The organism is Pseudoalteromonas maricaloris (assembly GCF_024746855.1).
Taxonomy (GTDB): domain Bacteria; phylum Pseudomonadota; class Gammaproteobacteria; order Enterobacterales; family Alteromonadaceae; genus Pseudoalteromonas; species Pseudoalteromonas maricaloris.
The window spans coordinates 2680777-2694326 of the sequence record NZ_CP024625.1 but is presented as its reverse complement, the minus strand read 5'-3'; the positions used below and the strand labels follow the sequence as shown (position 1 = coordinate 2694326).

Below are 13550 nucleotides of genomic sequence, written 5' to 3'. Positions count from 1 at the left end.
TGGCCTTGAATAAAAAGTAGGATATTACTCAGCAACGTATGCTTTTTCGATGATCACATCTTCAAGCGGTACGTCTTGGTGGAAACCAGAAGAACCAGTAGCAACACCTTTAATCTTATTTACTACGTCCATGCCTTCAACAACTTCACCGAATACACAGTAACCCCAACCTTGCGATGTTTCGCTAGAGAAGTTAAGGAAGTCATTGTCGTTAACATTGATAAAAAATTGTGCAGTTGCAGAGTGTGGATCTGGCGTACGTGCCATTGCTAGAGTACCCACTTTGTTTGCAACACCGTTGTTTGCTTCGTTTTTGATCGGTGCTTCAACTGGTTTTTGTTCCATACCCGATGCGAATCCGCCACCTTGAACCATAAAACCGTCGATTACACGGTGGAAAATAGTACCGTTATAAAACTCGCTGTTTACGTAGTTTAGGAAGTTAGCTACCGTTTCAGGCGCTTTGTCAGCGAAAAGATTAATACGGATTTCGCCGTGATTTGTTTCTAAAACAACCATGTTAGTGTCCATCGTGTTGAATGATAAAACCCTATTTTATATCAACTGGGCTTTTGTGAAAAAGCATTCCTTAAAAATCAGCGTAAAAAATCAAAAAACTGCCGTAATTCGTTATTAAAATCTAGAGGCGCTGCTATGCAGGTGGTATGATTAAAAGCACTTTTGTTAAAAAATGAACCGTACTTAGGAAGAAAACTACATGTTGCAGATTTTCAACACACTCACTCGCCAAAAAGCCCCTTTTAAACCGCTCAAAGAAGGCAAGGTTGATATGTACGTGTGTGGTATCACTATCTATGATTTCTGTCATGTAGGACACGCACGCACTTACGTTTCATTTGACGTAATGAACCGTTATTTACGTTATTTAGGTTATGACGTCACGTATGTGCGTAATATTACTGACGTGGATGACAAAATCATTAAACGCGCCGCGGAAAACAAAGAGTCGATTAATGATCTAACCGTTCGCATGACCAAAGCCATGCATGAAGACTTTACTGCGTTGAATATGCTACCTGCGGATATTGAGCCGACGGTAACAGGGCATATGGACGAAATCATCGAGATGATCGCGCGCTTGATTGAAAAAGGCCATGCTTACGTTGCGAAGGACGGGGATGTATTGTTTGATGTTTCAACGTTTGAGCAATATGGTCAGTTATCTCAGCAAGATTTAGAAATGCTACAAGCGGGTGCACGCGTTGAAGTAGCGCAAGACAAAGATGATCCACTTGACTTTGTATTGTGGAAAAAAGCCAAAGCGGGTGAGCCTGCGTGGCAATCTCCGTGGGGCGAAGGTCGTCCAGGTTGGCACATTGAGTGTAGCGCAATGAGTTCAAAGCATTTGGGTGAATTTTTTGATATTCACGGTGGGGGTTCAGATCTGCAATTCCCGCACCATGAAAACGAGATTGCCCAATCTTGCTGCGCAAATAACGGCCGTTATGTGAACACCTGGATCCACACCGGCATGGTACAAGTTAACAAAGAGAAAATGTCTAAGTCTCTTGGCAATTTCTTTACCGTACGTGAAGTGCTAAAAGCCTTTGATAGAGAAACAGTACGCTATTTCTTGATCAATGGTCATTATCGTAGCCAGCTAAACTACTCACAAGAAAACCTTGAACAAGCACGTTCGTCGCTTGAGCGTATTTACACTGCGCTACGTGGCGTTGAGCTGGTGGAGGTCGAACTTAAAGGTAATGCTTACGTTGAACGTTTTGAGACAGCAATGAACGACGACTTCAACACGCCAGAAGCACTGCCAGTGATTTTTGAATTATCAAAAGAAGTGAATCGCTTAAAAGATAGTGACGCAAAAGCTGCTGGTGAGCACGCGTTTATTCTTGTGAAACTAGCGGAAGTCTTAGGTATTGCGCAGCAAGACCCTGAATCTTTCTTACAGGGCGAACAAGACGACGACGAAGTAGCGCAAATTGAAGCATTGATTGAAAAGCGCCGCAGCGCTCGTGAAAATAAAGATTGGGCTGCAGCGGATGAAGCGCGTGATGCGCTAACTGCTTTAGGCGTTGTGTTAGAAGATAGCGCGGGCAAAACAACTTGGCGTAAAGCTTAACCTTCTTGGTACCAACAAAATACGCAAATAAAAAATGCCTTCATATCAAGCGATGTGAAGGCATTTTTTATTTAATAACGTTACTATTATTTTTATGGCGTTAATGTTGCCTTAAACTCAGGCGCTTTGCGTGCATTAGTCAACTGTTCGAAAGCATAGGCAAGCTTGATTAATTTCGCTTCGCTATAAGCCTCAGCGAAGAAAGAAATACCCAGCGGTAGCTCGTGATGAAAACCCATCGGTACGGTAATGCTTGGATATCCTGCAATCGCGGCGGGAGATGACGAGGAGGCGGAGAAATTATCACCGTTAATGATATCGATACTCCAAGCTGGGGTATTCGTTGGTGCGATAAATGCGTCAAGGCGATGTTCTTGCATTATTTTATCAATGCCTTGTTGACGGGCAAATTCTTTAACCAAAGCTTGGGCTTCTTGATATCGGTGCTCAGTGATATCGCCTTTCTTTGCAGCTTCCTCTATCAAATATTGATCAAAGTATTTAATGGTGGAGGGATGTTGCTGGTTGAATTGGATGAGCTGGTTTAGGTTTTTTACTTTTACCTGCTCTGGTGTCGTGGCAAGGTAAGCATTAAGATCATGCTTAAAGTCATAGAGCAAAATATCCAATTCAGCGGAGCCTAAAGCTTCCAGCTCAGGTAAGTCTAACCCTTCAATTATTTCTGCGCCATTTGCTTTCATGGTCGCAACGGCTTTTGCAAATACCGCTTGCACTGCAGGTGGAAATTGACCTACATGACTGGTGATAGCAATTCGTTTGCCATTGAAACTGGCAGTATTTAAGCCTTGGGTAAAGTCAATCGGCTGTTTTGCATCGATAACGATAGCATTGAGTAACAAAGCGGCACCCATCACCGATTTTGCCATAGGGCCAGCGCTATCTTGGCTATGACTGATAGGAACAATGCCTTCACCTGAAATCAAACCGACAGTCGGTTTAATACCTACAACACCATTATGTGCTGAAGGACAAACAATAGAACCGTCAGTTTCCGTGCCAATAGCGAGCAGTGCAAGACCTGCGGAGACGGCAACAGCAGAGCCTGAACTTGAGCCACATGGTGTTCTGTCTAACACATACGGGTTTTTGGTTTGACCCCCAAGCGTGCTGTAGCCGCTCGAGCTGAAACTTGATTTAAAGTTTGCCCATTCACTTAAATTGGCTTTGCCAAGGATGATAGCGCCGGCTTGTTCTAACTGGATGATAAGTGGTGCCGCTTGGGTTTTGACGTTGTGTTGCAATGCGAGCGCACCTGCAGTTGTTGCCATTGGCGCTCTGGTGTCGATATTATCTTTAACAATAACTGGCAGGCCATGAAGTGGCCCTCGGTATTTTCCCGCGCGTAGTTCGGCATCAAGCTTTTTAGCGTCTTGTAAAGCGTTGGGATTGAGCGTGATCACTGCATTGAGCATAGGGCCACTGTCGTCAAGTTGTGAAATCCTTTTTAAATAAAACTCAGTGAGTTGCGTTGCTGATAAAGTTCGATTTTGTATTTTGGTTTGTGCTTCGAGCGTGGTAAGGTCCGCAAGCGATTGACTATAAGCTGGCAACGCAAGCGCGATACAAGTGGTTAAAGCGAGTAGGGATTTTTTCATGACGTATTTTACCAATCCGCAGTAGTATTATTGTTATTTATTTGTCCTTTATTTAGTCACGAGCCCTGTAAAAGGTCAAGCGAGTAGCCTAAACAAAGCATGATTTAGGCGTCTTTAAAACTTGTATTTTTGCTGCTAGCCACACACACTTAACTTCACGAGATAACAAAAAATATAACCATGATAAAAGCACCAATAGATATAGAAGTTGATATTCCGTGGCTTGACCAAAAGCTATTTTCATTAGGTAAATTTTCATTAGAGGTGGGAGAAGCACTCTCATTTATCGCGGTGATCGTTGCGACTTTGGTGATCTCCAAGATCCTACGACTAGCATTTAATCGTCTCGCGTCAAGACAAGGGGTGATCCAGCATACCTCAGCCTATGTGATAGGCAGGATCATTCACTACATCGTATTATTTATTGGTCTTATTATTGCGCTGACGGCCTTAGGAATAGAGATCACTGAGTTGGCGCTTGTTGCCAGTGCACTCGGCGTTGGGATTGGCTTGGGCCTACAAGGTCTAGTGAATAACTTTGTCTCTGGTCTGGTATTACTGCTAGAGAAAACCGTCAAAGTTGGGGACTTTGTTGAGCTGACCAACGGGGTGGTGGGAGAAGTCATCGCCATTCACATGCGCTCAACTTGGATCCGTACAAATGACAACGTCGACCTGCTTATTCCAAACTCGGAAATGGTGTCAAATACAATTACCAATTGGACAATGTCGGATAAATATCGTCGTTTCCGTATTCCTTTTTCGGTGGCCTACGGCAGCGACAAAGAGAAGGTGAAGCGTGCCGCATTGGAAGCGGCCAAAAATGTCCAATATACCTTGAATACGCCGGGGCGAGAAGCAACGGTATGGATGACAGGGTTTGGTGATAGTAGCTTGAATTTCACGCTAGGAGTTTGGGTGCAACCTGAGCAGGTAAAGCGACCAACAGCGCTGGTTTCTGATTACCTCTGGGCTATCGATGATGCCTTTCGAAAATATCAAATCGAGATCCCGTTTCCACAGCGCGATCTTCATTTACGCAGTGGCTTTTCTATGGAAAAGCCTGATGAAAACTGAGGGTAGAATAACGGCTAGCACCCTAGCCGTTATTGAGTTTACTCACTGAATGATTTTAACCACTCGTTGCGGGAATGGAATTTCTATTTCCGCATTTTTAATCGCGGCAAACACCGTTTTATTCACTTCTAATTTAGTTTCGATAAGTGAAGTCGTAGGCACCCAGTAGCGGTAACTCAATATCACTGCACTGTCGGCAAATTCCTCAATCCCCACCTGAGGCTTAGGGTCTTGACTGACCTTAGCATTATCAGCGAGTACCTGATTGATAAGTGTTAATGCGCCTTGATAATCAGCATCATAAGCTATTCCTATTTCACCTTTAACCAGAGAGTTTGCAAATGAGTTATGGAGAATTTCTCCCACCACATGTTTATTCGGGATAGTGATCTCTACTTTGTCTTCGTTGATGAGCGTGGTATGTCCAAGCTCAATCATTTTAACTTGGCCGTTAACCCCTTTGATGCTGATGGTATCGCCAATCACAAATGGGCGGGTAGCAATGATGGCAAGCCCAGCGCCATAGTTTGCCAGCATACCTTGCAGTGCAAGACCAGCACCTAGAGACGCGGCACCGATGGCGGCGACAAATGGTGTGATACTGATGCCAACCTTGCCAAGAGAAATAATCACAAACATGGCAATGATAAGCACCTTGATCACATTGCCAATAAAGTTGGTTAAAGCAGGATCGATATTGTGTTTTAGCATCAAGTTTTCAGTCGCTTTAGACAGCTTTCTTGATAACCACAAACCGAGAAGGAAGATGAATATCGCAGCGAGCAATTGGAAACTGTACGTCACCAGATACTCTCGAATAATGTTGTAATAGTGTTCTATTTGCTCGATTTCTTGATTGATCACAGTCGTATCCCGAGTTATTAAATTAGAGTAGCCAACCAATGATAAAACAAAGGCACCCAAAGTGCAGTTATCATGGCGGTAATTGTCATCGCTGCTGAAGCAAAAGCCCCAGCCATGGGGTGATGCTCTATCGCTGCGGCTGTGCCTATTGCATGGCAAGCAACACCAAGCGCGGTGCCTTTCGCTTGCATATGGTCAACTTTACACCAGTGCAAAATATGTAGTCCAAACACGCCACCAAATACACCAATTAGTATCACCATAATCGCTGCAATAGCGGGGATCCCCCGAGATAATCACTAATGAGTAAGGTGATTGGTGTTGTAACCGACAGGGCCGCCATTGAAGCTGAGAGCTGCGGATCGGCTGCAAAAAACTGGCAGATAAGAAAAGCGCTTAACGTAGACAGTGAAACACCCAACCAACTGGTTAAGCACAATGCAAAAAATACCGGTTTAATTTGGTGAAATTGTTTATACAAGGGGTAAGCGAGTGCAACGACCGCTGGCTCTAACAAGTAATGAATTGGTAGCGTTGCTTGTTGATATACCTTGTAGTCGAACTTAGTGAATAGTAGAAATGCCGAAATGACCAAAATGCAGATCAGCACAGGGTTTAATATCGGTAAGGAGATGCGCTGATATAGTTTGCGTGCACTAAAAAATAGCAGCACAGTGAGCGCTGACGCCATAATTATATTAATCACGAAACTTGATGCTCTTAACGATAGGGCTTAACAATACAAGACTTATTGTTGGAACACCAACTAGCAATAACAGCAGCATAAGCCAGTGGGATTGAAACAAACTGAGATGCTCTACCAAGCCCACTCCCGCTGGAATGAAAAACAGCGCCATGTATTTTAAGATGGGCTCTGCTGCGGGGGCTAACCATTCTACTTTAATGATTTTTGTGGCAAGGAGTATGACAAGAAACACCATGCCAAGTAGGGCGGCTGGGATCTGTAAAGCACTAAGCTGAATAATCCATTTAGCGCTGAAGAGACACGCCAAAATGATGGCAAAGCCTAGTGCAAATCGTAATATCAACTTCGCTCTGTGTACCATTAAATGTAAATCCTCAGCGCTGCAATGGCCTAGCTGTATGATGCCTAATTGTACGCTCTCGTATTGCGATGACCATTATACTTTGGGCAAATGGGCTTTAAATCTGACGTTACCACTTCATGCGAGGCAAAAATGGCTTTTTATTCTCATCAGCTACAGAGGCATTCTTCATCGCAATTTTGGTATTTTTGGCTGCGAGCAATTTGATTTGTGACCATGTTTCTAACCATAGCAGTTTACGGGCGGGCTGGTTGTAGGCTCGATTATACACTTTCTTAATTGCTGCAATGGCATCTGGCGAGCGTGCGCTAAATTGAGTGAGTAATTCTGAGAGTCTAGCGTCAACATCATCACAGAGTTCGGTAATGAGACCGTCCTTTAGTGCTTGCTGGGCATCTATTCGCTGTGCATGGACTGTCATCAGCAGTGCCTTATCCTTGTTCATTGTGGCAGGTAAAAGTAAGCTGCCGCCCATGTCAGGGCAGAGTCCCCATTTGGCTTCCATAATGGCAAGCTGCGCACTGTTATCGGCTAAACGAATGTCCGCACCTAATGCAATGTGACAGCCACCACCTAGACAATTGCCTGTGATCTTGGCGATAACAGGAACAGGTAAAGCTTGCCAGCCGAGTACGACTCTTTGTGCTAAGTTAGCATTACCAGGTAACCATTTTTTAAGTAGCTTGATGATCCCAAAAGGTTTATTCAGCACGCTTTTTACATCTAGACCGGCACAAAAATGTGCGCCTTCACCTTGGATAACGACAGCTCTAATTGATTTGCTATTTCTAATTTTCTTTATTGCATTATCTAAACCAACAAACATTTCAACAGACAGCGCGTTTTGTTTTTCTGGTCGAGATAGGGTCACAAATGCGATGTTGTTCGCTTCGGAAAATGAAATCATGATGAGATGCTCCCTGCGGGTTTTATGCGATAGTTTTAGAGTAATAACTTAAAAGCGGTGTGACATTCAACTTTTACCGATAATTTGTTCGTCATTTAGCGTTATTTTCTGTTTGATTATCGCGACTAAGTATTTATGTTTTACCTCATTTTGCTATCATTGCGCCAATTTTAAAACAACAGGCTAGCGTCCATGACAGCGAGACTTTGTAGCATCGAAGAAGCCACTCACCAAGCATATGATATCTTCCTTGAGTTGGCCCCGGATAATCTTGAAGAACACGATATTAATATGTTCAACGAACATCGCGAAGATCGAGGTTTCATTGAAGAAAGTGAGCCGGATGAGAGTTGGTCGAGCATCACTGCGTATGAACAAGAAGCAGAGCCAGAGCACTTCGTTCAGGTTTTGGTTGGTATCGAGTTTGATGACTCGGATCAGGTGTACGCAAAAATTTTGATTAGCAGAGATTTAGACGCACCGTTTTGTCATATCATTTGGAAGCAATAACCGGAAAGTAGTTATCAGTGCCGTTTTTTAGAACTTTCACTTTATTTGCAATTGGCTTGGTTTCGTTACCAAGCTTAGCTACGGATCCATTCGAAGATTTTCACGAATATGGTAAAATGCCCGATGACGAAATTCATCAAAAACACAAGGGCGAGATGCTGTACGGTGACGTTGAATTTGGTTTTATCGTTAACAAAGGTAATACGCAAAACACGTCATTTAAGTTAAAAAGTAATCTCTACCAAGATTTCCCCAAGTGGCGTAATCAATTTAAATTTAATGGCCTTTATCGCCGCGAGCAAAATACAGAAACAGACGTCGAAGATGTCTCAGCGTCGCGCTACTTTGGCTCTGCGCAAGGTAACTACAAGCTAGGGGACGATAACGCTTCGTTCTTTATGTACGGCGACTATGAGCGTGACAGGTTTAATGGCAAGGAATACACCACGACATTTGCGCTAGGTTATGGCAATCGTGTATATGAGGGACGAAAGAACACGGTAGATATTGACATCGGTCCCGGTATGTCTATCTCTCGTGTGGATAACGAAATCGAGCTTGAGCCGGAAGAAGATAGAACGGAGCAAGGCCAGCTTTTGCGTATGGCATTGCAGTGGGAAAGAAACGTGTCAAAGCGCACCCGCTTTAATCAAGACGTCAGTTTTGAGCAATCGCTGTCAGGTTTAAACTCCCGATTGTTTGCTGAGTCCGCGCTAGTTACACAAGTGATTGGCGGGATTGCGCTGAAGTTTGCGTTTATTTACCGTTATAATTCGCAGCCAGAAAATGAAAAAGAAAAGGTAGACACTGAACTTGGTGCTACATTAGTTTACAGCTTTGATTAAGAAGACTATCGATGTATAAAAATACACAGTTTGCATGGGTTATATGGCTGTTTCTAGCCTTTATCGCCAGTTTTACCATATTGGCAATTTTCCTAACAGGTAGCAATCTTGCCTTTGTTAGCTTTTTGGTGATCCTCGCGCTTGTTGCGTTTATTTTTTATGGCTTAACCATTCAAGTGAACCAAGAACAACAGACGTTAAGCTGGTGGTTTGGACCGTCGGTCGCCAAAATGACCTTAAAGTTTGACGATATCGATTATGTTCAGCCTGTGACTAATTCTCTACGTCATGGTATTGGCATGCGGATCAGCACAGACGGTTGGGTATACACAGTTGCTGGATTCAAGGCGCTCGAAGTGGTGATGAAGGACGGTACTAAATATCGCTTAGGTACAAATGACCAAGCCAACTTGGTTACGGCAATGGAAAGTAAACTTAAACAAGAAAAAAGCGCTGAATGATCAGCGCTTTCTATTAGTAACTCGACTAATCTTAGTGGTCGTGACCACAACCGCCTTCGCCATGAACATGGCCGTGGGCAACTTCTTCAGCTGTAGCTTCACGTACTTCAAGCACTTCAACGTCAAAGTTCAGCGTGATCCCAGAAAGCGGGTGGTTCGCGTCAACAATGACTTCTTCGTCTTCGATACCAATAATCACAACGATTTGGTCGCCCTCGTCGGTGGTAGCTCTAAATTGCATACCCACTTCGATTTCCATGTCTTCAAACATTGATTTAGGAACGGCTTGAGTCAGTTCGTCAAAGCGCTCACCATAACCTTCTTGTGGCTCGATGGTCACACTGAAAGTGTCACCAGCTTGTTTGCCTTGTAGGGCATCATCAAGACCTGGGATCAGATAGCCTGAGCCAAGCATTGCTATTACAGGCTCATCATCAAATGTGCTATCAATCGTGTTGTTGTCTTTGTCTTGAACTGAGTAGTGGATTGTCACTACCGAGTTAGGGCCAATAATCATATAAGATCCCGTTAGTTGTCTTCTAAAGAATAAGGTAGAGGTTGAATAGTAAGACTCACCTCTGGTGAATTTTTTGCTCTTAGCACCGCGTCTTGTGGTGTGTCATTTGGCATCACAGCCAGCGCATAATAACGGCCGCTGTTAGCATCAAAGGTTTGTTGAATAACCTTGCCGCCACGACGCCAGTTGTCTTCAATCTGCAGTTCAATGTCTGCCTCTTCGATGCGCTCTGAAGCGATGCCTGTCACTATGTACATGGCACGTTTGTTTTTACCAAGATAGCGCATTCGAGCTACGGTTTCTTGACCAGTATAGCAACCTTTCTTAAAGCTGATCCCGTTAAGGGCTTGAAGGTTAACCATTTGTGGTACAAATTCGTCCACGTGTTCTGCATCAAGGCTTGGCTCTCCTGCTAAAATGCTGGCCGCAATAAACGGTGCTGGATTGCTTTGTTGTTCCACGTCCGCGGGTAAATCTGCGCCTTCGAACGCGATGAAAACAAAGCGCTCGTCTGCGAGTTTTAGCAGCTTGCCGTTGGCAACATCAATAGCGCTTGCGTCAGACGAAAGCTCAACGCCAAAGGCAGTAGCAAGCGCTTTACTGTCTTGAGTCATTAAGCCAAAGACTTCGCAGTCAGCAAAGTCAATGTCAACTTTGGCAAAAACGCCGTACTTTTTTAGCTCACGAAGTGATGCTTCAGCTTCGGCTACACCAGCAAGCATTAAGTAGTCGTCTTGATAGCGAGTTAAGCGCGACACAGACCAAAGTTTGCCTTTAGGGCTACAATGCCCAGACCACATAAAATTATCTTCTTTGATAAGGTTAATGTCTTGAGTAACCTGACCGTGCAAATAGCTAAGTTTATCTTGTCCTGAAATGCGAATAACCTTGAACGGAAGCGCATAAGCACGAGCAATTGACATAATGTTGATCCCTATTAAAGTGTTTTCGTAATGTTACCGTAAAATCATAAGTGGAGATAGGGACGGACGATTTCAATGTGCCATTTCTATAAGTTTTATGGCATATGTCCTGCACAGTGGGTATAATTTTCTCAATAGTTTATGAGGGGTTAATCAGTTTATGGTTGAGTTACTGCCTAAAGCTCGAGTTAAATGGGCTTGCCGTCGTGGCATGTTAGAGCTGGACGTTATTTTAGAGCCGTTTGTTGAGCAGGCTTATGACGCGCTATCCGACGAAGGTAAGTACGTGTTTCAGCGTCTAGTTACCTGTGAGGATCCAGATTTATTCGCTTGGTTTATGGGTCATGAAGAATGTCCAGATCCAGAGCTAAAACGCATGGTTAAGTTAATCCTTGATCGGATCCGCGTATAGAATCGACTTTCAACACAATCTTCAGAACCACACCTTCTTTGTGGTTCTTTTTTCTTGCCTCGCTTTTATCCTTTTTCTGCTGTTTCCTGCGCTGTGGTGGTTAGTCGCAATCGTATTCGCCGTGACGGGTTATTGCAGTTGGCAAACTGTTCTGTCTCGTACACCAAAGGCGGGTGCTGTACTCATGCTCCCAAAAGAAAACTTCATTGAAATACAGTCGCAAACGATAAATTGCAAAGGGCAGCTTATTGGTGCGACCATATGGTTTGATAGTCAAATAGCGCTAAAAATCATGGATGCGAACCAAGCTAAGCAGCAGATATTTTTGACTCGACAGGCAATACCAGAAGCGGACTGGCGTTTACTTTGTCGCACTGCGCTGCAAGCCAAGTAGAAACAGCGACCAGAGCATGGCGATAAAAATCAGCACATGCTCGATATTCAAATATTATTATTTTGTCGGTGACAAAACGGTCGGTGTGGAGTTTTCAGCCATGTCTGGAAAGTCAATGGTATAGTGCAGTCCACGACTTTCTTTACGTTCTAACGCGCTGCGAATAATCAGTTCAGCTACTTGTACTAAGTTACGTAATTCAAGCAGGTTGTTACTCACTCTAAAGTTGGCGTAATAATCGTGGATCTCTTGCTGCAATAACTCAACGCGGCGTAGCGCACGTTCTAACCGTTTAGTAGAGCGAACAATGCCAACATAATCCCACATAAACAATCTAAGTTCATGCCAGTTGTGGGTGATCACTACTTCTTCATCCGAGTCGCTGACACGGCTTTCATCCCAATCTGGTAACTTAGATGGCTCAGGACGATTATCGATTTTAGCTAAAATATCTTTTGCGGCTGCGTGGGCAAACACAATGCATTCTAATAACGAGTTACTCGCCATGCGGTTTGCGCCGTGTAGACCTGTGTAAGCCACTTCGCCGATTGCATATAAATTGTCGATGTCAGTACGACCGTTAAAGTCAGTCATAACACCACCGCAGGTATAATGCGCCGCTGGCACTACGGGGATTGGCTCTTTGGTGATATCTAAACCAACACTTAGGCACTTAGCATAAATCGTAGGGAAGTGCTCAATGATGAACTCTTTGTCTTTATGTGAGATATCCAGATAGACGCAATTTGCGCCCAATCGTTTCATCTCATAGTCAATGGCACGGGCGACTACATCGCGAGGAGCGAGTTCTTCGCGCTCATCGAAGTCAGGCATAAAGCGTGTGCCGTCAGGACGTTTAAGCAGCGCGCCTTCACCGCGCATGGCTTCGGTTATTAAAAAGTTTTGTAGCTCAGGGTGGTATAAGCTGGTTGGATGAAATTGGTTAAACTCCATGTTGGTCACACGACAACCCGCACGCCACGCCATTGCGATGCCGTCACCCGAAGAAACATCTGGATTTGAGGTATACAAGTAAACTTTACTTGCGCCACCCGTTGCTAAAGCGACAAACTTAGCCGATATGCTCTCAACTCTATCCGCTTTGCGGTTGTATACATAAACACCTTTGATATCGCTTGAGTCGCCATGTTTATCTTTGATGAGATCGATGGCGTTGTATTGCTCAAGTATATTAATTTTTGGGTGTAACTGCACTTGGCTAATTAATGTGGTTTGAACGGCTTTACCCGTTGCATCAGCTGCGTGCAATATACGGCGATGTGAATGCCCACCTTCGCGGGTTAAATGAAAGCGCTCTTTCCCTTTGCTATCCACTTCCATATCAAATGGTACGCCTTGTTCAATCAGCCACTTCAAGCAATTTTTTGCATTTGAGGCGGTGTAGTGCACCGCATCGCGGTCACATAAACCAGCGCCTGCCGCAAGCGTGTCTTCGACATGTGATTCAATACTGTCATGTTTCTTATCGAATACTGCGGCAATGCCACCTTGAGCATAAAGTGTGGAGCCTTCTTTTAACGCCCCTTTGCTTATCACGGTAACTTTACAGTGGTTTGCCAAAGAGAGCGCAAGAGAGAGTCCAGCAGCGCCACTACCAATAATGACTACATCAGTATTGTGGTGAGTCGTATTTTTCATATTCGAAGATCTTTACTGTTTTTGCGTTTAATTCTGCTATTTATACCACATCTGCTATCATAGAAGGCAGAGAGTTTGTTCCGTTTAATGAGAATCATTTAGAACATTTTGTGTGACTGCTAATGGAATAATGCTAAAAAGCAGCCAAGAACTAGTACGCAAAGATGGATGAATTCGTTTATTTTAAAAAAAAATACAAA

General features: G+C 43.9%; 15 protein-coding genes and 1 pseudogene. 7 read left to right on the top strand and 9 right to left on the bottom strand.

The annotated features are described in order from the left end of the window. Nucleotides 1-24: 24 nt before the first annotated feature. Nucleotides 25-519 (bottom strand): peptidylprolyl isomerase, encoded by a 495-nt coding sequence (locus tag CTT31_RS11785; RefSeq protein ID WP_010371206.1) that lies wholly within the window; start codon nt 517-519, stop codon nt 25-27. A 199-nt stretch (nt 520-718) separates the two neighbouring features. Between CTT31_RS11785 and cysS the strand changes: the two genes are divergently transcribed. Beyond that, nucleotides 719-2098, top strand: a complete 1380-nt coding sequence (gene cysS, locus CTT31_RS11780; protein WP_039497102.1) for a cysteine--tRNA ligase — start codon at nt 719-721, stop codon at nt 2096-2098. 92 nt (nt 2099-2190) lie between these two features. Here cysS and CTT31_RS11775 read toward each other — a convergent pair whose 3' ends face one another. Further along, nucleotides 2191-3714, bottom strand: coding sequence for an amidase (locus CTT31_RS11775; protein ID WP_211857977.1), 1524 nt, complete (start codon nt 3712-3714; stop codon nt 2191-2193). 180 nt (nt 3715-3894) lie between these two features. Here CTT31_RS11775 and CTT31_RS11770 point away from each other — a divergent pair, with 180 nt between their 5' ends. After that, nucleotides 3895-4791: a mechanosensitive ion channel family protein gene (locus CTT31_RS11770; protein ID WP_010606748.1), complete on the top strand. Its 897-nt coding sequence runs from the start codon at nt 3895-3897 to the stop codon at nt 4789-4791. A gap of 42 nt (nt 4792-4833) precedes the next feature. On the opposite strand, the gene CTT31_RS11765 is transcribed toward CTT31_RS11770, so the two are convergent. The 4 genes and pseudogenes from CTT31_RS11765 to CTT31_RS11750 all read right to left on the bottom strand — a co-directional run bounded on the left by CTT31_RS11765 (nt 4834) and on the right by CTT31_RS11750 (nt 7629). Continuing rightward, nucleotides 4834-5655 (bottom strand): mechanosensitive ion channel family protein, encoded by an 822-nt coding sequence (locus tag CTT31_RS11765; RefSeq protein WP_211857975.1) that lies wholly within the window; start codon nt 5653-5655, stop codon nt 4834-4836. A 17-nt stretch (nt 5656-5672) separates the two neighbouring features. Next, nucleotides 5673-6346 (bottom strand): annotated as a pseudogene (locus CTT31_RS11760) (LrgB family protein). Between the two features lie 7 nt (nt 6347-6353). Next, nucleotides 6354-6722 (bottom strand): CidA/LrgA family protein, encoded by a 369-nt coding sequence (locus tag CTT31_RS11755; RefSeq protein ID WP_010371242.1) that lies wholly within the window; start codon nt 6720-6722, stop codon nt 6354-6356. Nucleotides 6723-6831: 109 nt separating this feature from the next. Then, nucleotides 6832-7629: a crotonase/enoyl-CoA hydratase family protein gene (locus CTT31_RS11750; protein ID WP_211857971.1), complete on the bottom strand. Its 798-nt coding sequence runs from the start codon at nt 7627-7629 to the stop codon at nt 6832-6834. A gap of 192 nt (nt 7630-7821) precedes the next feature. Between CTT31_RS11750 and CTT31_RS11745 the strand changes: the two genes are divergently transcribed. Genes CTT31_RS11745 through CTT31_RS11735 form a run of 3 tightly spaced genes read left to right on the top strand, consistent with a single transcriptional unit; the run spans nt 7822 to nt 9445 of the window. Next, nucleotides 7822-8139, top strand: coding sequence for a DUF440 family protein (locus CTT31_RS11745; protein WP_010371248.1), 318 nt, complete (start codon nt 7822-7824; stop codon nt 8137-8139). Between the two features lie 17 nt (nt 8140-8156). Next, complete coding sequence (locus CTT31_RS11740; protein ID WP_045989853.1) at nt 8157-8984, top strand: DUF481 domain-containing protein; 828 nt, start codon at nt 8157-8159, stop codon at nt 8982-8984. 11 nt (nt 8985-8995) lie between these two features. Further along, the gene (locus tag CTT31_RS11735) at nt 8996-9445 is read left to right on the top strand and encodes a hypothetical protein (RefSeq protein WP_017216102.1); all 450 of its coding nucleotides are present in this window, start codon (nt 8996-8998) and stop codon (nt 9443-9445) included. 31 nt (nt 9446-9476) lie between these two features. Here CTT31_RS11735 and CTT31_RS11730 read toward each other — a convergent pair whose 3' ends face one another. Next, nucleotides 9477-9962 carry an FKBP-type peptidyl-prolyl cis-trans isomerase gene (locus CTT31_RS11730; RefSeq protein WP_010371256.1) on the bottom strand — a complete coding sequence of 162 codons (486 nt, stop codon included), beginning with the start codon at nt 9960-9962 and terminating at the stop codon, nt 9477-9479. Nucleotides 9963-9973: 11 nt separating this feature from the next. Beyond that, nucleotides 9974-10885 carry a tRNA-modifying protein YgfZ gene (ygfZ, locus tag CTT31_RS11725; RefSeq protein ID WP_260491318.1) on the bottom strand — a complete coding sequence of 304 codons (912 nt, stop codon included), beginning with the start codon at nt 10883-10885 and terminating at the stop codon, nt 9974-9976. A 160-nt stretch (nt 10886-11045) separates the two neighbouring features. Here ygfZ and CTT31_RS11720 point away from each other — a divergent pair, with 160 nt between their 5' ends. Continuing rightward, nucleotides 11046-11297: an FAD assembly factor SdhE gene (locus tag CTT31_RS11720; protein WP_010371260.1), complete on the top strand. Its 252-nt coding sequence runs from the start codon at nt 11046-11048 to the stop codon at nt 11295-11297. 40 nt (nt 11298-11337) lie between these two features. Next, complete coding sequence (locus CTT31_RS23555) at nt 11338-11691, top strand: protein YgfX (RefSeq protein WP_312026951.1); 354 nt, start codon at nt 11338-11340, stop codon at nt 11689-11691. Nucleotides 11692-11748: 57 nt separating this feature from the next. Here the strand turns inward: CTT31_RS23555 and nadB are convergent, their stop codons facing one another. Beyond that, nucleotides 11749-13350, bottom strand: a complete 1602-nt coding sequence (nadB, locus tag CTT31_RS11710; RefSeq protein ID WP_260491316.1) for an L-aspartate oxidase — start codon at nt 13348-13350, stop codon at nt 11749-11751. Nucleotides 13351-13550 lie beyond the last annotated feature (200 nt).

Excerpts from the sequence above, each read along its gene's own strand:
- CTT31_RS11785 (WP_010371206.1), bottom strand. The coding sequence starts at position 519 with ATGGTTGTTTTAGAAACAAATCACGGCGAAATCCGTATTAATCTTTTC.
- cysS (WP_039497102.1), top strand. The coding sequence starts at position 719 with ATGTTGCAGATTTTCAACACACTCACTCGCCAAAAAGCCCCTTTTAAA.
- CTT31_RS11775 (WP_211857977.1), bottom strand. The coding sequence starts at position 3,714 with ATGAAAAAATCCCTACTCGCTTTAACCACTTGTATCGCGCTTGCGTTG.
- CTT31_RS11770 (WP_010606748.1), top strand. The coding sequence starts at position 3,895 with ATGATAAAAGCACCAATAGATATAGAAGTTGATATTCCGTGGCTTGAC.
- CTT31_RS11755 (WP_010371242.1), bottom strand. The coding sequence starts at position 6,722 with ATGGTACACAGAGCGAAGTTGATATTACGATTTGCACTAGGCTTTGCC.
- CTT31_RS11750 (WP_211857971.1), bottom strand. The coding sequence starts at position 7,629 with ATGATTTCATTTTCCGAAGCGAACAACATCGCATTTGTGACCCTATCT.
- CTT31_RS11745 (WP_010371248.1), top strand. The coding sequence starts at position 7,822 with ATGACAGCGAGACTTTGTAGCATCGAAGAAGCCACTCACCAAGCATAT.
- CTT31_RS11735 (WP_017216102.1), top strand. The coding sequence starts at position 8,996 with ATGTATAAAAATACACAGTTTGCATGGGTTATATGGCTGTTTCTAGCC.
- CTT31_RS11730 (WP_010371256.1), bottom strand. The coding sequence starts at position 9,962 with ATGATTATTGGCCCTAACTCGGTAGTGACAATCCACTACTCAGTTCAA.
- ygfZ (WP_260491318.1), bottom strand. The coding sequence starts at position 10,885 with ATGTCAATTGCTCGTGCTTATGCGCTTCCGTTCAAGGTTATTCGCATT.
- CTT31_RS11720 (WP_010371260.1), top strand. The coding sequence starts at position 11,046 with ATGGTTGAGTTACTGCCTAAAGCTCGAGTTAAATGGGCTTGCCGTCGT.
- nadB (WP_260491316.1), bottom strand. The coding sequence starts at position 13,350 with ATGAAAAATACGACTCACCACAATACTGATGTAGTCATTATTGGTAGT.